Source organism: Pedobacter sp. AK017 (genome assembly GCF_014200825.1).
Lineage (GTDB): Bacteria > Bacteroidota > Bacteroidia > Sphingobacteriales > Sphingobacteriaceae > Pedobacter > Pedobacter heparinus.
In genome coordinates, this window is the sequence record NZ_JACHCW010000016.1 from 16689 (window position 1) to 38613 (window position 21925).

The window sequence follows — 21925 nt, forward strand, 5'->3', positions numbered from 1 at the left end:
CAATATATTTGACCTCAAATCATCTTAAACTCTCGATGTATGCGATGTTTTGGTTTTATATCCAATTAATGCTTTTATCGAAATTTTAAGAAAATAGTATAAAGTATGTTTGTTACTGTGCAGCCTGAAAGCCCTTGCCGTTTGCAACAATGCTGTTTTTGGGTCTTTATTGTTATGGTAAAGGGCATCAGCATTCATAGTAATATAAAAAGCATAATTTTTTTTTGCTATTCTCTTTAATCTTTTTCTTTCTTCTTTGGGTAGATAATCCTGAATGATATTAATTACTGTAGAAATGTCTTTTATATTTTGACCCGAGCGGAAAGAATTACTTGTGATATTACTATTATGAACCCTGTAAAATGCTAGAGGTTTGGGAGAGTAGGCAACCTGATAATGAGCCGCAATGCGTGTCCACATTTCCCAATCCTCACCATAGTGTACACCAAAAAAACTGCCCAGATGTTCGTATACACTCCGTTTAACCACAATGCAGGGTGTTTGCAGCAGTTGTCCTTCTGCTATTTTAAGTAGCCAGTTATCAATTATACCAGGCTCGGAGAGGATTTTTTTGCTGTCCCAGATAGGCACATCATTTTCATTAAAATCTGTGCAGCCAGTAAAGGCGGCTCCGATGTCCGGAAATTTTACAAACAAACTATCTATTTCCTCATAAAATCCTGGTTTAACAAGATCATCTCCATGCAAGATATGAACAAATGTTCCTCTGGCTCTATTGATACAGGTTTCAAAATTACGAAGACTTCCTACATTTTTCTGTTGTTTAAAAAAAGAGACCCTATTTCTGCCAATTTCATTCACCAATGCCTCTACATCACCATCAGTACTAAAGTCATCAACAACTTCTATTTGCATTTCTTCTATTGAAGGCGCTTGTTCTAAAACGCTTTTTATAGTTTTACGCAAATAATGAATGCAATTGTATGATGGAATCATAACCGACCATTTTGGTCTGATAACATTTAGTGGTATTGGCGCAATCCTTGGGGGGGCTTTAGGCGTTCGTTCAAACATAATTAATCAATATATCGATCTGTATCAACATTTTTCACATCAATTGCGCTCTACACCGGACTTTGGTATTTCAGGAGGAGAGTACTTTTTATGTATAAAAGTAAAAGTTTGTTTTATTTTTGTTCCGTATGCAATATAAAAACTTTTAAATTAATTGTTGCATTTAAAAATGTGGTAAACTATGATCAATTTAAAAGATGAGGCGCTGGTTAGTGTCATTATCCCATGTTATAACCATGGAAAATATTTATCCAAGGCAATAGAAAGTGTGCTTGCACAAACTTATACTCATTTTGAAATTGTAGTTGTAGATGATGGTTCTAAAGATAATACTAAAGAAATAGCCCAGAATTATAAAGAGGTTAAATATATATATCAAATCAATCAGGGACTTTCTGCAGCACGGAATACCGGTATTGATCAAAGTATTGGTGACTACCTGGTTTTTTTGGATGCGGATGATTGGTTACTAACAGATGCGTTAATGATAAATCTGAACTTTATCCGAATGTCCCCACAACTGGCTTTTGTGTCTGGTGGATTTCGATTTTTTTATGGCCACGATCAAACAACGCGTGATGTTACACGAAAAGTAGATTCCGATCATTATTGTAATCTTTTGCAAACCAACTTCATAGCTATGATCGCTGCTGTAATGTTTCAACGCTGGGTGTTTGATTCCTTCAGATACGACACTACATTGAAGGTCTGTGAAGATTATGATTTATATTTGAAGGTGGCACGCAGATATCCTGTTACCCACCATACAGAATTAATTGCGGTCTATTTTATTCATGATTCAAACGTATCTAAAGGCTCAGCAATGATGCTAAGTACCGCTTTACAAATATTAGATGCACAAAAAAGTAATTTGAGAGATGCCAATGAAAGACATTGGTTTAATTTAGGTCAGACTTTCTGGAAAAACTGGTATTGTAATATTATGCACAATGAAATGGTCAAGGTTTTCCACGAAAGTATTGAATCAAATAAATTAACGCTTAAAACTTTAAGAAAATATGATAAACGATTATATTTCGATTTGATATTTAAAACATTTTTGTCGTTTTTTAAATCATAATCAATCACATATACTGGTCTTTTTATGTATCATTCTGTTTTCCGTTACAATATTTAAAATAATACAGATAACCTGAAATGCATCCATAAACTTCGTTCAAAGTACCTTTTAATACATAAAACCGAAGATGAAGAATAGCTGAACATATCCTTTTAAGGTAATAAACCGGTAGTACCCGGTACAGCCTAAATAAATTGCCTTTGTGGTGATAATTTTTGTATTGCAGCAGTAAGGAACTAACATGCCCGCGCATATAGCTAAACATTTGATTTTTTAGCGATGCTTCAGAATCACGGTGCTGGTGATAAACAAATAATTGCGGATAATAATTACAGCTCCAGCCTTCGGCCATTATTCTGTACCAAAATTCAGAATCTTCACTACAACCCGAGGCCCCCGCACCCAATCGCTCATCAAACCAACCTATCTGTTCAAAAATTTTGCGCCTGAATGCCATATTGGCCCCTGCGCCAATATCCCACACCGGGACACCAATATTAAGGTACTTTTCAAAATAGTTCTTGTCAAAAACTTTTGTTATATAACCCCTATTAAAACCCTGGTTTTTTTCGAAAAGATATTGCGCTTTAACCTGTAAACTAATCGGAATCACTAAGCCGGTAACAGCCATGGTTAAAGGATCCTGAAAAGTTGTTTTAATAATTCTGGTCCAGTTAGGCTCAACAATTACATCATCATCGGTAAAGGCAATTATATTATGTATTGTATGCCTGACACCTGTATTACGAGCTATACTCAGTCCTTTACGAGGTTCTTTTACATATTTTACATCAGGGTATTTTTTCATGATCTGCTCTGTACTATCATCATCAGGCGCATTGTCGACCACTATTAATTCAAAATCCTTATCCTGTGAATCCATCAGGGCTTTTACGCACTGATCAAGTGCCTTTGGTCTGTTTCGGGTACAAATTACAATTGAAAGCTTTTCATCAGTTGTACTGCCTATTTTTAAAGGAATGATATCATCCAGTTCTAGCTTAAGTTTTTCCAGGTCACTATTTAACAGATAGGTTTTCCATAAAGTTTGGTTATCCTTTTTCTGTATAGTGGCGTAATGATCAACGGCCTCTTGTATAGCACCTGTTACCTTTTGTTTGAAGGTTGTACTATCGATGGTGCTGTTATAGGTATATAGCCATAAGTGTCCTAAAGGAATGTTTTTCCACCAAAAAACCAGGTAGTAATTAACAGGAAATGGCATAAAAAAATCAAGTTGATCAACCTGGAGATGCTGTATGGTAAAGGGCTTGAAGTTTTCCATATTTTAAAACCCGTCCTGTTGTAGTTGTACTTTAAACTTTGGCCTAACCGCACCAACCCACTCGCCGTACCATGCCGTATTTTCTCTAAAGTCCTCAACATCAAAAGATAAGCATTCTTCAAAATCAAACAAAGAGCTACTTGTGTTTTTTACAAACAATAAGTCTATTGAATAGGAGCCATTATTCAGAAAGTCACCAGGGATGGTACATTTCCCTTTGATCAACCCTTTGGTGTACTGACCCGCTAGTGAGGCAACATCAAAAATACATTCACCCATTACAGTATTTAGTAGGATATTTACCCCCAGATGCATTTCTTCAGTTGGAGAATACCAAAATTCAAATTCAATGATGAGTGGTGTTCTGATGTCAATGATGTTGCTGGTATCCAGGTATTGCGGCAGCATTTCTACACGTTTAATCCGGATATTTTCATTTCCAGGTGCTGCGTCAGGATCCGCAAATATTTTGCTTAGATAAAAAGTTTGTTCACGTTTTAAGTAATTAGCTATAACATCATTTGGACGTCCTATGTCAATCATGCTGCCCTTTTCCAGATAAATAGCTTTAGTACATAAATTTTTAAGTGCCTGTGCATTATGGCTAACAAAAAGTACAGTTTTGCCTTCTTCTGTAGAGACCTGTTTCATTTTGCCCAGACATTTTTTTTGAAATTCTGCATCTCCAACTGCCAGTACTTCGTCAACAATTAATATATCAGGATCAATGTGTGCAGCTATTGCAAAGGCAAGTCGTACATACATTCCACTTGAATATCTTTTTACGGGTGTATCCAAAAATTGTTCAATTCCCGAAAAATCTACTATTTCATCAAATTTGCTTACAATCTCTTTTTTATTCATGCCTAAGATCTGACCATTTAGAAAAATGTTTTCCCGGCCGGTTAATTCTGCATGAAAACCGGTTCCTACTTCTAGTAAGCTCGCAATCCGCCCTTTACCCTTAATGGAACCTATTGTTGGTAATGTAATGCGCGACAACACTTTTAATAAAGTCGATTTTCCAGCTCCATTTTTACCAACAAAGCCCACAACATCCCCCTGCATGATTTCAAAATTGATATCTTTTAATGCCCAAAGTTCATTGGCATTAGCTTTATCTGTTGGCAATCGCACTTTTTTATGTTTTGGAGAAAAAGTACCTGTCCATAGATTTTGGATGTCTTCTTTTAACGAGCCTGAACCAATTACGCCTAAACGATAATACTTCGATACATTTTCAGCTTTTAATACTAAGTTTCCCATCAATTCAAATTTAAATGATATCCATTACTTCAATTTCCCGTTTTTTAAATAGTACAAGCCCTAACAACAATAGGATGGCGACTTCAACTGTAGCCAGCAACAAATAATCGAAGCGAATATCCGAACTGTTAAAAAATATAGATCTGAAAGTTTCTATAACTGGCGTAAGCGGGTTTAACCATAATAGAAATTCGTATTTTGCTGGAACAATTGAGCTTGGAAATACTACCGGAGTGGCAAACATGAATAAGCGCAATATATATTGTATAAAAGTATCTACATCACGATATTTTGCGGTAAACACTGAAATTAACAATCCAGCGCCCATTGCAAATGCTGCTGTAAGAATGATGAGATATGGAACCAGCAGTAATGAAACTGATAAGTTAAACATACCATAGGATATATGATAAAAAAAATAAATCACTACAAACAACAAAGATTGTATCAGCAATTTAACCATTTGTGTAATGATGATACTTGCAGGCATAACCAGTCTGGGAAAGTAAGCCTTACTAAAAATATGTGAATTGGTGATAAACGTGTACATGGTACCGGAAAGGCTATCAAAGAAAAAGTTCCATATAATGCTCCCAGATAAATAGAATAATATTTTAGGTATTCCATCAGTAGAAATTTTAACTATATTTCCAAATACAACCATGTAAATTATGGTTGTTAACAGTGGCTGTAAAAACAGCCAAAGTGGACCGATTATCGTTTGTTGATAGCTAGCCAGCAGGTCACGCCGTACAAAACGAAGAATAAGACCTCTGTAAAAGTAAAGATCTTTTAAACCCAATTTAAACCAACTTCTGGTTGAATTTATCTCCCATTCCCAATCTGAAGAAACATTCTCCTTGTTATTCATTTTTAATTAAAATATTTGATTCATCCAGTTTTTAAGTTCTGCAACAAATGTATCGCCATCCCAGTTTTTAACCTGAAAACGCGGAATGGTATAAGCATAAGTTTTACTTGTAAAGCAGGCTGCATTTGTAGTAAAAGCAAGCTTTAGGTTTAGCTGCGACATTATATCCATGGTAGATTGATTATGCCCACCATGAGGATATGCCAGGTAGTTAATTTCGTCTCCTGTTAAATCTTTCAAAAAGTTAATACTTTCCTGTATTTCTTTTTTTTGATAATCGCATGAAAAATTTGGTAAAAACGGATGTGTTACCGTATGCGCACCAATGGTAAAGAGTTTGTTTGATTGCAGGTCCAACAATTCTTTTTCATCCATTGTAAAATAAGCTGGCCTTTCATTGATGTTATTTGCCCATGTTTCAAGGAATTTAATAAACGCCTGGTGTTTTATTGCAGGCATTTTTCTAACAATGTCACAAAGTTTTAAATACAAATCAAGTGGACTTAGCACATTAATGATATCAGAATTGCCAATATCCCATGAAATTTTATCTGGCTCCTCAAGTGTTAATTTATCAGGTAGCTTAGCCGATTGCAAACAAATGCGTTCTAGTGCGTCCCACCAGAATTCCTTTTGCTTTCCAATAGAGCCAGTCGTCATAAAGAAACTTGCCGGGATATTGTATTTTTCAAGTAGGGGTTTCGCCGCTAAATAATTATCGCGATAGCCATCATCAAAAGTAACAACAACGGTATTGGTCTGCATTTTGCTTTTTTGGGCAAGTATATCAGCCAATTCATTTACAGAAATTACATTATAGGCTTTTAACACCTTTAAATGTTCTTCAAAATTTTCAGGGCTAACAGCAAGGTCCCAGGGGTCCGATATAGGTTTTGCTATCCGGTGATACATCAATACTACACCACGGCGAGCAAATTTATTTTTCACTCTGTATAGCAACGAACGTAACATTAAGCCTGTTTTTTTAATTGAATGCCAACAATGACACTATATGCTGTATCCCTTACATCAAGCTTTGATTGATCCACTTCAGACAGTCCAGCCCCATATAAAAAAGTTGTGGCTGCATATACATTACCATAAGTTTGTATCTGAAAACTGTTAGCAGGGAATAGCTCTGTCAAAATACGCTTCATAGAGTGCTCATTAAATGACCATAGCCAGTATTGACCCCATTCTCCCCGATCGATTTGGCTTATCCCCGGAGTTGTTATCAGTAATATTCCATCCTTTTTAAGGATTCGGTAACAATGTTTGAGTGCTGATGTATAATCATAAATAAGATGTAAGGTTTGGGTAAGTATAATACAATCAAAATGGTCCGAAGGTAAATGCTCACCTTTACTTAAATCCCCAATATAAGTAGCTCCAGGTGTTCCGGGATTTAAATGTAATACATCACTTTTTATAACATTGTTACCACCATATTTCAAAGTATATGCGTTATCTGCGATCTCTAAAACATTACCTTTGATATGAACGGATTGTTCAGTCAAAAATTTATCAATATAATAACGATCCACAGCACCCCCACGATCAAAACCAAAATCATTACTAAACGGTACTACAGAATTAAAATCTCCCCAACTGATTTTGCCCTGTGGAGGGACAAATCCTGGATATAAGCCAATACGATTTATATAACGTTTTAAAAAAACCGGAAGGTTCTTTCTTAAAGTAGATTTTAAATTATTAATCATTGCAGGAAATCAGGTCAATATTATCCAAAATTTTAAATACGGCCGTGTTAAAGGTGTTTACAAAACTAGCCTCTAAGCTAATTAATTATAATAAGAGTTGTTAAAATTTAAGAAAAATAATTTGAAGTATCGCAACACGATTTGAACGCAGCTATAAAAGTATTTGTCTTGAATGGATTTTAATAAAATTTAAAAAACATATAATTACATTTACGAAAATGAAAACGACTTCTATCATCACAGTAAATTTTAACCAACCCAAAGTAACTATAGATTTTCTTAAATCTGTAAAAGAAAATACTCCTGAAAAAAATGTAGAGGTTATCCTGGTCGACAATGGGAGCAGGGAAGATCATGAAGACGCGTATAAAGCGGTTTATCCGGAACTGGTTTACATCAGGTCAGCTGTAAATCTCGGATTTGCCGGTGGTAATAACCTGGGAATTGAAATAGCCAAAGGAGATTATCTTTTGCTGCTGAACAATGATACTGAAATTACGGAAAACTTTATTGAAACAATGATTGCAGAGTTTGAGGAGCATCCGGAAATCGGGATGTTGTCGCCCTTGATTTTATACTTTGACCAGCCAGAGCTTATTCAATATGCAGGTTTTACACCCATGAATTACCTTACCTGCAGAAACCGGGGGATAGGAAGCATGGAAACCAACAGGGGACAGTATGATTTGGACAGCAGGGAAACTGGATACTGCCATGGGGCAGCAATGATGTGTCGTAAAGCAGATCTGAATGCTGTTGGCCTGATGGCTGAACATTTCTTTTTGTACTATGAAGAGCTGGACTGGTGTGAGAAATTTAAAAAAACAGGTAAAAAAATCTGGTTTACAGGTAAAACCAAAATTTATCATAAAGAATCAATCAGTGTAGGAAAGGAGAGCAGCATCAAAACCTATTTCATGACCCGTAACCGGATGCTTTTTATCAGAAGAAATACGGGCATGCTTAATACATTATTATTTAGCATCTATTATCTGTTGTTTGCCTGTGCCAAGCAAATTATTGTTTACCTTTCAAAAGGCAGGACAGATTTAATAAAATGGGTTTTTAAAGGAATACTTTGGAATTTTACCAATTCAAAAAACAGCCATAAACTTGGCTTTAAAATATAAAATATGATCATAGCTTTCTGGATTTGTCTTTTCATCATCATATATACCTTTGTTGGATATGGCCTGGTGTTATTTATCCTTATTAAGATAAAAAGAATATTCACCCGGCCCCGGGTTTTTAACGCTTTGCCAGATGAGCTGCCTAAAGTCAGTCTCCTTATCGCCGCCTATAATGAAGAAGCTATCATTACCAATAAATTGAATGATACACTGGAACTTAATTATCCGAAAGATAAAATACAGATCATATTTATTACAGATGGTTCTACCGATGGTACAGCCGAAAAATTGAGGAACATTGAGGGGATTACTTTATTGCATCAGGATGGTCGTGCAGGTAAAATGGCTGCGATAAAAAGAGCCATGCCTTATATTAACGGAGCAATTACCATTTTTACAGATGCAAATACGTTTTTGAATAAAGATGCCATCCTTGAGCTGGTAAAACATTATCAGAACGATAAAGTGGGAGCAGTGGCAGGAGAAAAGAGAATTTTGGTAGAAGAAAAAGCCGATGCCAGTTCAGCAGGAGAGGGCTTTTACTGGAAATATGAATCCGCACTTAAAAAATGGGATTACGAGTTGTATTCCAATGTAGGTGCGGCTGGAGAATTGTTCAGTATACGGACTATTCTTTACCAGCCGGTAGAATCAGATACCATTATTGACGACCACATGATTGCGATGCGAATTGCTGAAAAAGGTTATATCATTGCTTACGAACCCAATGCTTATGCAATGGAAACGGCTTCAGCCAACACCAAAGAAGAACTGAAAAGAAAAGTAAGGATAGCAGCAGGGGGCATTCAATCCATTCTCCGTTTAGCAAAAGCAGCTAATCCTTTTTATTATCCGGTACTCACCTTTCAATACTTTAGCCACAGGGTTTTAAGATGGACAGTTACACCATTTTTACTAATTGCAACTTTAGTATTGAATGGCTTTATTGTTGCCAATGGGGGGGCTATGCTTTACAAAATCCTATTTGCTGCACAAATTATGTTTTATTTTCTCAGTTTGTTAGGGCTGTTCTTTGAAAGTAGAAACATGCGCATCAAGGTGCTTTTTATCCCTTATTATTTTTGCCTTATGAATTATGCGGTAATTGCGGGTATAATCAGATATTTAAAAAAGAACCAAAGTGCTGCCTGGGAAAAATCGAAGAGGAAATAGTTTTAACTTTCCTTTAGCTTACACCTGATGCCCGACATCAAAGCATAAGCATAAGCCGCTAACGCTTTTGTCTTTCCATTTTGCTTTTTAAAATGCCATACGTCTTTCATGAACGGCGAGAAGTTTTTACTGTTCAGTTGGTCAAAAGCAACAGAAATTGTAGGAGTAAGAGAGTAAGCCGAATGCCAAACCCCAAATGGAATATATAAAGTCTCTCCAGGGCCTACGGTAAAACTAATTGGAGTGGCATGTTTAAATTTAGGATGTTTTTCGTAATCAGGTTCAAAAATATTGACCTCAGAACGCCATTGGTTCTTTCCTGTTACGTAAAGAAATTCTTCCTGCCCCCGTGGAAATACGGTGAATCTCTTTTCACCATATAGCTGGTTAATCCAGGCACTCAGGTGATAATAATCCTTGTGGACATAAGGAAATTTGCCGCCTGGGCCACCAATGAACAATTCTGTTACTCCACCCCAATAGCCACGTTTAAAAAGTTTATCTTCCAACCAGTTGGGTTTCGCATAATTTAGGTTTAATGGTGTCAGTAAATCCAGCATTTCAGGAATCTCGTGAGTAATGTTGAAAGTAAGCGGATAAGGTGCCGGCTTTTCGGTAGTGCTTTGCTCTACCATATCCAGTACCTCTGTCATGGTATAAAATTCTCCAGTATCCTTGTTTTTTACTTCACTTAGTTTATTTGGATAATGTTCTCTGAACCAATCTGGTGTAAGTAAATTACTGGCCTTCCAAATTTTAGTCGCATCAGTGAAAATCACAGGAATTCCCGGATTATGATGCTCTTCCATAAACTCCTGATAACTAATATTTGATTTTCTCTGTACTTCCATGTGATAAGTTTAAAAACGATATATAAATATCTGTCTAATAATCAGCATTCCAAATAAATTATTCATAATTCCAGTAATATATCTGATCGTTATTGTTTTCTGTTGCCAGGCTCATCATATAACTTCCATTTATCAATAAACTTTTAACATGGAAACCCAAATCACCCCTTGTTATAACTGGCTGTAATGAGTTTACCTGGTCCATTGTATCCGTTAAACCTTCACCTGTTGCTTTTAAGAAGGCTTCCTTCCTGGTCCATAATAAGTAGAAGCAAATTAGCCTGTTTAAACCCGAATCGATAAATTGCTGTTCCGGTTGATTAAAAACTGTGGGTATCAGAATTTTGTAATCAAAATCTTTATTGATGTACTCCATGTCAATGCCAATCAGTTGATCACTAACTGCAATTAATACAGCATTATTACTATGGGTAACATTAAATTCTATTTCTTTAAGATAGGGCTTTTTGCCTGCCGTATAAAGAAACTGAATTGAAGATGCCCCTGTTCCTGTAAAATCTGATAAAATATTCCGTAAAGCATACCTACTCACAATATGTCTTTTTTTATCCTTGATCTGAGCGTAGCGATTGGCTTTTATCAGTTCTGCTTCGGATAAAACATTGTTGTAAAGTAATTTTATCTGTTCGTAAAAGCTATCTGTTTCTATTTTAAAAATATGAATAGCATTCCTTTCTAAGCCTAAATCTTTATTATAGCGGCTCCATGAAGGTTCGTCATTAAATAAAATGTCCTTCATCTTATTTAGAATTAATTGTCGAGTGCCTTTTGAAGTATTTCAGCAAATTCTTTATCGTATGGTGGAAAAAGAAAAGTCTTATGATCGCCCGGAACTTCATGGATATTTACTCCTTTTTTCGCATATTCCTTCCAACCTAATGTTACAGCATCGTCAAGAAAATACAATCTTTTCTTTACTCTAAACAGATCAACTTTAATTGCCAGAGGCTCCATGTAATAATTATGTGAAGCCATATCATAAGCACGTTCAATCTCATCCAGATAGCTTATCATATCTCCTTGATTTACTGGTTTCTTATTAAAAAATTCTCTTATTTTTCGTTTTAAAACCAAAACCTGGTAATCATGCGTTTCCTTTGGATTACTAAGTAACATTTTACCAAAAAACAACACCTTATAAAACTGTCGGAATGCTTTTTTATAGATTTTATACCATGTGCTATGACTTTTATCTTTACCACCGGCGTAAGTATCCAATATGCCAAGCATTTTAACTTCTTTACCCGCTGCCAATAGTTTTTTAGCCATTTCAAAAGCAAGGAGGCCACCAAAGGAATATCCAACTAAACTGTAGGGGCCAATCGGATCATTATTTAGTATTTCGGCATTATAGCGATCAGCCAGATCTTCCATATTATACCGAAACTCGGTTTTTCCGTCGAGACCTAAAGCCTGCATTCCATAAACTGGCTGTTCCGGATCCATGTATTTTCCCAATGGGTTAAATACCAGTACGTTCAGTCCTCCGCCATGTATCAGATAAACTGGAGTTTTGTTTCCTGTCTTTTTAATAGGGACCAAAGAATCCCATTTTATTTCCTGTTCATCAGCAACCAGCATTTTTGCAAGCCCATCTATGGTCGGATTTTCAAAAAGGGCAGCAAGAGGCAGGCGTTTTCCAGTTTCTTTCTCAATTGTTACCATGACCTTTACAGCAATAAGAGAATGTCCGCCCAGTTCAAAAAAGTCATCATTGATACTTACCTCTTTTAAAGAAAGACCGTCTGCCCATATACGGGCAATAAGTTCCTGTTCTTTTGTATGGGGTTTAATGAATTCTTTTCTGTCGAATTCAATCAGACTTTCGATTTTGGGAAGTGCTCTTTTATCTAATTTCCCATTTGGGGTTAATGGAATCTGATCAATCCTCATCATTAGCCTCGGAATCATATATTCCGGAAGGAGATCCCTTATATAGGCAATGATGTTTTCTTTATTAAATTCCTGTTCGCTTACGATATAAGCAGCCAGCATTTTACCCGCAGTGGGGTGTTCTTCTACAGTGACTGCACATTGTTTAATACCTTTAAACTTTTGCAGTACATTCTGGATTTCCCCAAGTTCAATTCGGTTTCCTCTAATTTTAATTTGGTCATCAATACGGCCAATGTATTCAATATTACCATCTGCTAACCATCTGACAAGATCTCCGGTTTTATAAAACCGGGCACCATCCTGAGGTTTGAGCGGATTCGTCACAAAAACTTTATTGGTTAGCTCAATATTATTTAAATAGCCCTTGGCTAAACCTGCCCCTCCAATATAAAGCTCTCCGGGTATCCCTATCGGACATGATTTCAAATGCTGATTAAGTACCAGAATGGTTGTATTAGAAAAGGGTTTACCAATAGGAGCAGTCACCGGATAATTTAAGTTTTTATCAACTTTATGTAGCAGCTTTCCTATTGTTGTTTCAGTAGGTCCATAGTGATTAACTACCTCACAACTTGTTCCTGATTCAGTGATTTCCCTGATAAATTCACCGGGTAGCAATTCACCGCCAAAAATCAGCAGTTTTGAAGGAAACAAAGAGCGGTTTGACTTTGTCAAAAACTTCCAATGAGAAGGGACAATTTTTAAACAGTCAATGTTTTGCCTCTCAAAATATTCATGGACATAATCCGCATCATTAAAATTATTCTTGCTGAAGATGTGGAGCTCAGCACCTAAGATAAGTGCACTGTATAAAATGGTATTGCCCAGATCTGTAGCTATAGTAGAACCCAGCGCGAATTGCTTGCAGGAGTTAAGGACAGATACGGTCTCTTTCAAACCAAACAAATAATCCATCAAAGCACCATGCGCTATCATTACACCTTTCGGGTTTCCGGTGGAACCAGAAGTATAGATAACGTATAGAAGGTCATCTGGTAAGATTAGAACTTCAGGCCTTTTTCCCGATTCTTTCCAAATACTTATTGCTGCGTTATCGAGGCAAATGATCTCTTTTTCTGTTATTTTAGAAAATGATTTTGAAGTTTCGCTATCACTTATAATGATATCAGATTTTGATTCATTGAGCATATAACTAATCCTTTTAGCAGGGAATTCAACATCAATAGGTAAATAAGCAGCGCCTGTTTTTAATATGCCTAAGATCCCCACTAACATTTCCAATGAAGGGCAGATGCAAATGGGTACCAATGTCCCACTTCTTACACCCTTATTGAGCAGGTAGTTTGCAAGTTGGTTAGCTTTTGTCTCAAGTTCAAGATAAGTTAATTTCCTGCCCTCAAATACTACAGCAATTTGATCCGGACCCTTGGTAACCTGTCCTGAGAATATGTCCAGGAAGGTTTTGTCTTTTGGATAATCACAATAATGTACTGCTGTTTCAGGGAAAGGGGACTCGTGAACTATAGCATCCCGGATGGCCACATCCGGAACCGAGGTTACTTTTTTTAATAAAGCCTCAAATTCCTGCATCATCCCGTCTATAGTGGCCGATTTGAAAAGCTGTGTATTATATGCCCATTCAAAGGTAAGCGCATTTTTAGACCCATTTACATTTAATGAGATTTCAAAGGTTTGTGAAACTCTGGGGTTGGAGCTTAAATGATGCTTTAACCCATCAAAACTTACTTTCTCATCCATCCCCATGTCTACGTTAAAAACAACAGGGACTAAAGGGATCAGTGCTTTGTCCCTTTTCAGGTTTAACTTTCTGATCAGCTCACTAAATGTCAGCCTTTGATGGTCATAAGCATCATATATTTCAGACCTGCGTTTTATCAGATAACTGATAAAGGACTCGTCCGGATCAATTTTGCTCAATAGCGGTAATAAATTAACACAATGTCCTACCAGGTTCAGGTTTTCAGTTGCCAGCTGTCCGGCTGCAGGTAACCCAATCACCAGGTCTGTTTGTCCGGTACGGTGATACAATAAAACTTCAAAAACTGTAATTAGGGTAACCACGAGGCTACTTCCGGTCTTTGCAGACAATTGTTTGATCTGGACCAGCAGCTGCTCATCCAGGGTATAGTCATTTCTCGTACCTGTGTAAGTTCTTACAGCAGGCCTGTTATAATCTAAAGGCAGGTTCAAAACCGGCACAATATGCTTATACTGGTCAAGCCAAAAATCGTTGGTGAGCTGATGTTCTTCGCTCTGCTCAAAAGCAGTCTGCTGCAGTGCATAATCACTTATTTGCGCCGCTTTTGGTAAATGTGGTTCCCTACCGGCTAAATAAGCGTTATAAAATAAACTAAGATCTTCAAGTATGATGCCCAGCGACCAGCCATCTCCTATAAGGTGATGAATGATCAGGCTGAAGTAGTGCCGGGTATTACTAAGCTTATGTACATAAAACTTAAAAAGCGGACCATCATAAAGGTCAAATGCCTTGCCCATTTCTTCGTGGATGAAGTTTTTAAGCGCTTGCTCTTGTGTTTCCGGGCTAAGGTCTGATAGGCTGTCTGATGTATAAACATCATAAGCTATTTCTTTATATATTATTAAATCTTCGCCATTTTTACTTAAAACAGATCTCAGCCCTTCATGACGTTCAACCAAGCTATGGATCGCTTTATGAAAAGCCAGGTGATCAAAATTTCCATTCAGCTCCAGCGATACAGACTCATTATACGCTAAACTTGCCTCATCGCCACCCAGTACACAGGATAGCCAGACTTCTCTTTGAGGCTCATTGGTAATGACAACTTTTTCAATTTCATTACCCTCAAAAGGATTAAAATCGACAGCTACAAGATTATAATTATTATGCATTTCTATCTGAAGATTTCTAAAGCTGTATTTGTAAATATTTTCCAGGGTTCTTTTCATCCTTGATAAACCAGGCCGGGTTTCCCTGCGCATCTTTACCCAGTTTTGCGCCTTCAACAGGAGGGGTATCCGAATTGATAACTACCCGGTTGTTTAGGACAGCGCCGTTAAGCTGCTCTTTTTGGTTAAAAAAACCTGCTTCAATCATCTCATCCATACTTTCACTAAAGCATTTTACCATCTGATCTATATTTTTATCAGATATTGCTTCTGTAATAAAGCAAGGGAAACCATCGAGGATATGAATACCTTTTTCACGCATCAGTGTAAACAGTAGTTCAGTATAAGGCAATTCCTCATGGAACTTAATTTTCCATAATGAGCCATAATTTGCAGCAAAAAAAGGTAATTCCCGTTTTTCAATCTCTGTATTTAACAACCTGGCCAAACGATTTCCTTTTTCGTTTAATTGCTCTTGCAACAAAGGGCCTTTCTTTTTCATGTACCCTAAGGCGGCCTTAGCCGAAGCCAGGGCGAGCGGATGGCGTACAAATGTTCCTGCAAAATAGGTTACTCCAACCTGCGGAAATGAGCTGTCACCATATTCCCAGCTTCCACCATCCAGGGCGTCCATATATTCTTTTTTACCGGCAATTACCCCAATAGGAACACCTGCACCAACAACTTTACCATACGAAGCCAGGTCTGCCCGAATGTCGAACAAGGCCTGCGCACCTCCGGGATGCATCCTGAAACCAGTAATCACTTCATCAAATATCAAAGCTGTGCCCGATGACAGGGTAATCTCTCTTAGTTGTTTTACAAATTCTACAGGTACAAATTCAGGCCTCCGGCTCTGTATCGGTTCCACTAAAACAGCTGCAATTTCGTGGGCCCGCTCTTTAATAATAGCCAGCGATTCATCAGTACCATAGTCAAGCACCAGTATATTCTGAACAGCTTCCGGCATTACGCCTGCAACTGCCGGAAAGGACTTTAGTTTCTTTGTTCCACGCACCAGCACTTCATCATTAATGCCATGGTAAGAACCCGAAAAAGCAACAATGAGCGACCGGCCGGTAGCTGTTCTTGCAATTCTGATACAACCCAGTACGGCCTCAGAACCTGTGCTGCATAAAGCCGACCTGTCAAAACCTGTAAGTTCGCATACCAGTTTACTTACTTCAGCCGCAAGTTCATGCTGAGGGCCCACCTCATAGCCTTTTTCGATCTGTTCCAGCATTGCTTTTTTAACAACAGGGGCCTGATAGCCTAGCATGTTAGAGCCAAAACCATTCAGTGCGTCAATGTATTCATTTCCATCAATATCCCACAATGTACTTCCTTCCGACCGGTTTACCACTATCGGATAAACAAGCTCTTTAGTCTGCGGCCTGAAACCAGAAACAACCCTGGGGTCGGCCATATAGCTCCTGCTCTCAGCAGCATATACTTTACTTTTTTGCGTTTTCTTATTGTAGCGTTCGGTTAACTGCTCAATAAAATTCAGCTGTCTGGCGCTAAGCTCATCGCTACTCCGTTCTATTTTTGGTGTAGCTCCAAATGGTTTTTGCAGTTCCTTTTTTTCTGAAATGCTCAGCTCCTCGTTTTGTACAGGTTTATGCACCGTTACAGCAGGAGAATGGTCAGACAGGACGATGGCATTGTCCTGCTGCTGCCCTTGCATCAGCATCACCTGTTTAGATAAAATTTCCAGTTGCTGTGCCAGAAGTCCCAGTACAGCGCCATTTTCGGTCGTCGGATTTCCGTTACCGCTGGCAAGCATCTGTTGAAACGCAGGCTTGGTAACCTGATGGTTTTGCAGCCCGGCACTAACCTCAGCCGTTGTATGCTGCGATATATAATTTGTCAAAGCCCCAAGGTTCGGATATTCCTCGTGCAGTTTTCTAAAAGTAATGGGCAACTTAAATTCATTTTTTAACGAAATGGCAACCTGCGTAAGCAATAAAGAATCCAGGCCCATTTCCATAAAGCTTTGATGGGCACTTACTCCGTCCATTTCTATGCCTGATGCATTTTCTAAAACCTGTTTTATTTTTTCAAGTAAAGTGTCTTTCCGCATGTTACTGTGATTTTCTGATTCATTGATTTCAGGACTCGCAGGATGCTTAAAGTCCGACCAAAATCTTTTTTTATGATAACTGTAAGTAGGTATGTCTATTTTATTTCCTTGTCTGCCACTATAAAATGCCGTCCAGTCGGGTTTTAAACCCAATTGCCAGGCCCTTCCCAGAGCCTGCAGCATAGATTTAAGCGAGTCTGTTGTTGCTTTATGATCTAAACTGGCAAGTGCAGCAAAAGCATTTTTATTTTGTTGCTGATATACGAGTGTGGTACACACTGTGCCCGGACCTGTTTCAATTAAAACAGGATTGCTCATTTCAAGTATAGTATGTATAGCAGCCGAAAATTTAACCGTTTCACGCAGGTGTCTGGTCCAGTATGCCGGGCTTTGGGCTTCCCTGTCGGTTAAAAAATCCCCTGTTACGGTCGAAACTATAGGTTTTTGTGGTCTGTTTAATTTTATTTTTTCAACTACTCCGGCAAAATCATCCAGCACCGGATCCATCATCGCAGAGTGAAAAGCATGGCTGGTAAATAGTTTTTTGTTCAGAATGCCTTTTGCATCCAGTACTCCCTGAAAAGCCTCAATAGCTTCATCAGTACCGGAAACCACAAAGATTTTATCACTGTTTATGGCAGCAACTGATAAATCTGATGGCAATATGGATTTTACCTCTTCAAATTTCTCCCTTACGCTCAACATACTTCCAGCAGGCTGTTCACTGATCAGTAAACCACGACAGGCAACAAGTTTAATGGCGTCTTCCAGCGAAAAAACACCTGCCAGATGAGCGGCAACATATTCTCCTATGCTGTGCCCGCACAATATAGAAGGTGTTATTCCCCAGCTCATCCATAATGTAGCCAAAGCATATTCAGTTACAAAAAGTGCAGGCTGGGTATATTTTGTGTTATTTAAATCTGTAACAGCCAGCTCATCATGTTCGTTGGCATAAATAACGTTACGAATGTCTTTATCCAGATAAGCATTTAACAGTACGGCACATTCATCAATGGCCTGGCGGTAAACCGGCTCACTGTCGTACAGTTCTTTCCCCATACCGATATATTGTGCACCCTGGCCAGGAAACAGAAATACTGTTTCTCCCGGAAGCTGGTTTAACTGAGGCACTTCAAGATTGCCAGCCCAGTCCAAACTGTTTTTAAGTTCTTCAGTATTTTCTGCTACGATAAAGGTCCGGTAGTTAAAATCAGCCCTGGTTGTCTGCAGGGTATGGGCTACATCTGATAGATCAATAGAAACTTCTCCCAGATAATTTTTGAGCTTTTTACCATATTGCTGTAAACTATGCAGTGATTTTGCAGACCAGGTAAACAGCTGTTTTGATCTGGCGGTCTGACCTGGTTTATTTTTAGTTTCCTGCACATATTCTTCTACCACCAGATGTACATTTGTACCCCCAACTCCAAAGGAACTGATACCGGCCCTTCGTGGTACGGCCGCTTCCCATGGTCTTAGTTTATCGTTTACAAAAAAGGGAGAACCTTCAAAACCAAGGTTAGGGTTAAGACGTTCAAAATTAATGGAGGGTGGGAGCTGCTTATGGTATAAAGCCAGTGTCGTTTTAATCAGCCCTGCTACACCGGCTGCCGCCGTCATATGGCCCATATTACTTTTTATGGAACCTATGGCACAATAAGCCTGCTGCTGTTGAGTGCCAAATGCCTGTTTAAGTCCCTCAATTTCTATAGGATCACCCAAAGGGGTAGCTGTTCCATGTGCTTCTACATAAGAAATGGTAGAAGCCTCTATATCAGCATCGGCTATGGCCATCGAAATTGCAGCAGCTTGCCCCTCGGTACTTGGTGCAGTAAAACTTCCTTTCTGGCTTCCGTCGTTATTTACCCCCAGGCCTTTGATCAGCCCGTATATTGTGTCGCCATCTTCAATTGCATTGGCCAGTGTTTTCAGCAATACAACGCCTGCACCGTCACTAAATACAGTTCCTGTAGCATTTTCGTCAAAAGTACGGCAATGTCCGTCTCTGCTCAGCATTGCACCTTCCTGATAAAGATGACCACTATTCACAGGTGACGAAATGCTCGCCCCACCTGCTATGGCCACATCGCAGTGGTTTTTTCTTAGACTTTCCACTGCCTGAGAAACAGCGAGCAGGGAAGTGGAACAGGCGGAGAATACACTTACCGCGGGTCCTTTTAAGTCTAACTGATAGGAGGTTCTGGAAGATATGTAATCTTTCTCGTTCACTGTCATTACCTGGAAACTGCCCAGTTGATCGATCAGCGCTATATTACCTTGTACATTATGTGGATAGTAACTGTTGTTTCCCGATCCTGCAAAAACACCGATCAATCCGTCATATACAGCAGGCAGGTAACCGGTTTTTTCCAACACGTCCCTGCTGATCTCTAAAAAAATCCTTTGCTGCGGGTCCATTGCTTCAGCCAATTTAGGGCTGATGCCGAAAAAAGCTGCATCAAATAAATCCGCATCTTTCACTATACCCCTTGCCTTAACGTACAAGGGATCTTTCCTGACCTCATTCGGAATGGTCTCATCCAGTTCCTCCTCCTTAAAAAAAGAAACCGTTTCTTCCCCGTTTTTTAGTACTGTCCAAAGTTCTTCAATGGTGTCTGCCCCGGGAAACCGGCCTGCCATACCGATTATGGCAATAGGTTGCGCAGTATCTGAAGGAGTAGATTTTCTTTTAGTTCTATTTAGGTTGCTTCCTGATTCCAGGTAATTCAGGATAGCATGTATCGTTGGAAACTGGTATAACCTGGTAATCGGTAAATCTATTTGTGCGCCGGCCTTCAGCATAGAAACAGTTTTTACGGCCAGTAAAGAATTGCCACCAAGCTCAAAAAAGTTATCATGGATGCCAACTTTATCCAGTTCCAGCACCGTAGCCCAGATGGCTGCTATTTTCTTTTCTTTAAGCGTACTTGCCGGTGTATACAGTACAGTGAGCTCCGGTCGCTTTTGTTCAGGGGCAGGGAGCGCTTTCCTATCTATTTTTCCACTGCTGGTTTTAGGGAAATCATCCAGCCATATGAAAGCAGACGGAATCATATAATCAGGAAGACGTTCTTCCAGATAAGTCCTTATAATAGAGGTATTCAATCCTGTATCAACCGCAACCAGATAAGCAATTAATTTGCTCTGACCGACTAAATCATTTTTTGCTGTTACTACAGCCTGTTTAATACCTTTAAGCTCATTTAAAATTGCCTCTATTTCGCCAAGTTCTATTCTGTATCCCCTTACTTTTACCTGATCATCCCTTCTGCCCAAAAATTCAATTGTTCCATCTGCCTCATAGCGGGCCAGGTCTCCGGTAAGGTAAACCCGGTTTTCAGGTTCGGCTGTTTTAAGGTTAATAAATTTTTCTGCAGTTAGTTCAGGCCGGTTTAAATAGCCTGCGGCAACACCCCAGCCGCCAATGGCCAGCTCACCGGTTTCTCCATCAGGTAACAGGTTCTTATCCTCATCAACGATGTATATGGCCGTATTCCATATTGGAATACCAATATTTGGCAATAGTGGCCAGTCGCTAACCGGACCTGTCAGTTCGAGCTGCGTAACCACATGACATTCTGTAGGGCCATATTGATTGTACAACTTACATCTGCTCAAAGAATTGAAAAATTCCCGGATCTGGGGTGTAATTTTTAATTGCTCACCGGCGGTCATCACCTCTTTTAAGCTATCAGGGAAATGTTTTGTGCTCGTGGCTGCTTCCGCAAGGAACTGAAGTGCAACAAAAGGAAGGAAAATCCGATCTGTCTTATATTGGTCAATATGTGCCAGCAGGTTTTCCGGATCAAGTCGTAAATCATCATTGATCAATACCAATGTTGCCCCAATGGTCAGGGTAGTGAAAATCTCCTGAAAAGACACATCGAAGGTAAGTGGTGCAAATTGTAATGTCCTGCTGCCAACGGCGGCCAATGAACTGGCATGTTGCCAGCGAATAAGGTTCACCATGGCTTTATGCGTCATGTAGACTCCCTTTGGGGTGCCGGTTGAGCCCGAAGTATATAGCACATAAATATTTGGGTTTTGTATGCGCACAGCATTCTCTGCCCCGTTTAATTCAGTAGTTTCGGCAATAACGGACAAATCAAGAGCATTAAAAAAGTCATGCCTGTCGCTTTCGGCAATGCAGGATTTTATTTTTGAATCAGCAATGATCTGTTCAAGTCGCTGTTCAGGATAGGCCGGGTCTAAAGGCAGGTATGCCTTTCCAGCCTTTAGTATGGCCAGCAGGGAAATGATCATCTCTACAGACCGGGTGGTGCTGATGCCTATAATTTCTTCTCCAAGTGTATGATCTAATATGACAGCAGCCAGTTTATCCGATTTCGCATTTAAATCATGATAATTGATAAAGTGGTCACCAAACATTACAGCGATAGCATCCGGATGCTGATCAGCCGCCACTTCAAAAAGCTCATGAACAAGTTGATCTTTCTGATTGCTGTGTAGGGAGGAATTATCTGCCGGCATTGGAGAGACTTAAAATTGTCATTATATTGGTTAAATTAGTGATTTAAAAGCTTATTGCTTATTTTCTACTATTCCCCAGATAAATAATACTGTTTAATTATCTGTTTCTCCAAAATTACTAAAAAAAATACTGATAACGGATATGTAAAGCTGGCGGAAGCCAATACT

At 38.8% G+C, this 21925-nt stretch carries 13 protein-coding genes; 3 read left to right on the forward strand and 10 right to left on the reverse strand.

The genetic code is table 11. From position 1 onward, the window contains the following. Nucleotides 1-24: 24 nt before the first annotated feature. On the reverse strand, nucleotides 25-1035 hold the full coding sequence (locus HDC92_RS19870) for a glycosyltransferase (RefSeq protein ID WP_183876805.1): 1011 nt from the start codon (nucleotides 1033-1035) through the stop codon (nucleotides 25-27). A gap of 181 nt (nucleotides 1036-1216) precedes the next feature. On the opposite strand from HDC92_RS19870, the gene HDC92_RS19875 reads away from it, so the two are divergent. After that, nucleotides 1217-2116, forward strand: a complete 900-nt coding sequence (locus tag HDC92_RS19875; RefSeq protein ID WP_183876806.1) for a glycosyltransferase family 2 protein — start codon at nucleotides 1217-1219, stop codon at nucleotides 2114-2116. Between the two features lie 22 nt (nucleotides 2117-2138). Here the strand turns inward: HDC92_RS19875 and HDC92_RS19880 are convergent, their stop codons facing one another. The 5 genes from HDC92_RS19880 to HDC92_RS19900 are packed head-to-tail and all read right to left on the reverse strand — an operon-like array spanning nucleotide 2139 to nucleotide 7259. Continuing rightward, nucleotides 2139-3401, reverse strand: coding sequence for a glycosyltransferase family 2 protein (locus tag HDC92_RS19880; RefSeq protein ID WP_183876807.1), 1263 nt, complete (start codon nucleotides 3399-3401; stop codon nucleotides 2139-2141). 3 nt (nucleotides 3402-3404) lie between these two features. Then, nucleotides 3405-4667: an ABC transporter ATP-binding protein gene (locus HDC92_RS19885; RefSeq protein WP_183876808.1), complete on the reverse strand. Its 1263-nt coding sequence runs from the start codon at nucleotides 4665-4667 to the stop codon at nucleotides 3405-3407. A 10-nt stretch (nucleotides 4668-4677) separates the two neighbouring features. Continuing rightward, complete coding sequence (locus HDC92_RS19890) at nucleotides 4678-5538, reverse strand: ABC transporter permease (protein ID WP_183876809.1); 861 nt, start codon at nucleotides 5536-5538, stop codon at nucleotides 4678-4680. A gap of 6 nt (nucleotides 5539-5544) precedes the next feature. Next, entirely contained in the window at nucleotides 5545-6486 is a 942-nt protein-coding gene (locus HDC92_RS19895; RefSeq protein ID WP_183876810.1) for a polysaccharide deacetylase family protein, read from the reverse strand. 23 nt (nucleotides 6487-6509) lie between these two features. Beyond that, a complete protein-coding gene (locus HDC92_RS19900) occupies nucleotides 6510-7259 on the reverse strand; it encodes a methyltransferase domain-containing protein (RefSeq protein WP_183876811.1) in 750 nt (249 codons plus the stop codon). A gap of 218 nt (nucleotides 7260-7477) precedes the next feature. Between HDC92_RS19900 and HDC92_RS19905 the strand changes: the two genes are divergently transcribed. Next, nucleotides 7478-8389 carry a glycosyltransferase family 2 protein gene (locus tag HDC92_RS19905; protein ID WP_183876812.1) on the forward strand — a complete coding sequence of 304 codons (912 nt, stop codon included), beginning with the start codon at nucleotides 7478-7480 and terminating at the stop codon, nucleotides 8387-8389. A 3-nt stretch (nucleotides 8390-8392) separates the two neighbouring features. After that, a complete protein-coding gene (locus HDC92_RS19910; RefSeq protein ID WP_183876813.1) occupies nucleotides 8393-9562 on the forward strand; it encodes a glycosyltransferase family 2 protein in 1170 nt (389 codons plus the stop codon). Between the two features lie 2 nt (nucleotides 9563-9564). On the opposite strand, the gene HDC92_RS19915 is transcribed toward HDC92_RS19910, so the two are convergent. Genes HDC92_RS19915 through HDC92_RS19930 form a run of 4 tightly spaced genes read right to left on the reverse strand, consistent with a single transcriptional unit; the run spans nucleotide 9565 to nucleotide 21757 of the window. Further along, entirely contained in the window at nucleotides 9565-10413 is an 849-nt protein-coding gene (locus HDC92_RS19915; protein ID WP_183876814.1) for a cupin-like domain-containing protein, read from the reverse strand. A 58-nt stretch (nucleotides 10414-10471) separates the two neighbouring features. Continuing rightward, complete coding sequence (locus HDC92_RS19920; RefSeq protein ID WP_183876815.1) at nucleotides 10472-11173, reverse strand: 4'-phosphopantetheinyl transferase family protein; 702 nt, start codon at nucleotides 11171-11173, stop codon at nucleotides 10472-10474. Between the two features lie 11 nt (nucleotides 11174-11184). Further along, on the reverse strand, nucleotides 11185-15273 hold the full coding sequence (locus HDC92_RS19925) for a non-ribosomal peptide synthetase (protein ID WP_183876816.1): 4089 nt from the start codon (nucleotides 15271-15273) through the stop codon (nucleotides 11185-11187). Beyond that, nucleotides 15200-21757: a polyketide synthase gene (locus HDC92_RS19930; RefSeq protein ID WP_183876817.1), complete on the reverse strand. Its 6558-nt coding sequence runs from the start codon at nucleotides 21755-21757 to the stop codon at nucleotides 15200-15202. Before HDC92_RS19930 ends, HDC92_RS19925 begins: the two co-directional genes overlap by 74 nt. Nucleotides 21758-21925 lie beyond the last annotated feature (168 nt).

What these genes read in the sequence shown, in the direction of transcription:
- HDC92_RS19930 (WP_183876817.1), bottom strand. Translation starts at nt 21,757, where the DNA reads ATGCCGGCAGATAATTCCTCCCTACACAGCAATCAGAAAGATCAACTT.
- HDC92_RS19870 (WP_183876805.1), bottom strand. Translation starts at nt 1,035, where the DNA reads ATGTTTGAACGAACGCCTAAAGCCCCCCCAAGGATTGCGCCAATACCA.
- HDC92_RS19875 (WP_183876806.1), top strand. Translation starts at nt 1,217, where the DNA reads ATGATCAATTTAAAAGATGAGGCGCTGGTTAGTGTCATTATCCCATGT.
- HDC92_RS19910 (WP_183876813.1), top strand. Translation starts at nt 8,393, where the DNA reads ATGATCATAGCTTTCTGGATTTGTCTTTTCATCATCATATATACCTTT.
- HDC92_RS19915 (WP_183876814.1), bottom strand. Translation starts at nt 10,413, where the DNA reads ATGGAAGTACAGAGAAAATCAAATATTAGTTATCAGGAGTTTATGGAA.
- HDC92_RS19905 (WP_183876812.1), top strand. Translation starts at nt 7,478, where the DNA reads ATGAAAACGACTTCTATCATCACAGTAAATTTTAACCAACCCAAAGTA.
- HDC92_RS19890 (WP_183876809.1), bottom strand. Translation starts at nt 5,538, where the DNA reads ATGAATAACAAGGAGAATGTTTCTTCAGATTGGGAATGGGAGATAAAT.
- HDC92_RS19920 (WP_183876815.1), bottom strand. Translation starts at nt 11,173, where the DNA reads ATGAAGGACATTTTATTTAATGACGAACCTTCATGGAGCCGCTATAAT.
- HDC92_RS19880 (WP_183876807.1), bottom strand. Translation starts at nt 3,401, where the DNA reads ATGGAAAACTTCAAGCCCTTTACCATACAGCATCTCCAGGTTGATCAA.
- HDC92_RS19925 (WP_183876816.1), bottom strand. Translation starts at nt 15,273, where the DNA reads ATGCGCAGGGAAACCCGGCCTGGTTTATCAAGGATGAAAAGAACCCTG.
- HDC92_RS19900 (WP_183876811.1), bottom strand. Translation starts at nt 7,259, where the DNA reads ATGATTAATAATTTAAAATCTACTTTAAGAAAGAACCTTCCGGTTTTT.
- HDC92_RS19885 (WP_183876808.1), bottom strand. Translation starts at nt 4,667, where the DNA reads ATGGGAAACTTAGTATTAAAAGCTGAAAATGTATCGAAGTATTATCGT.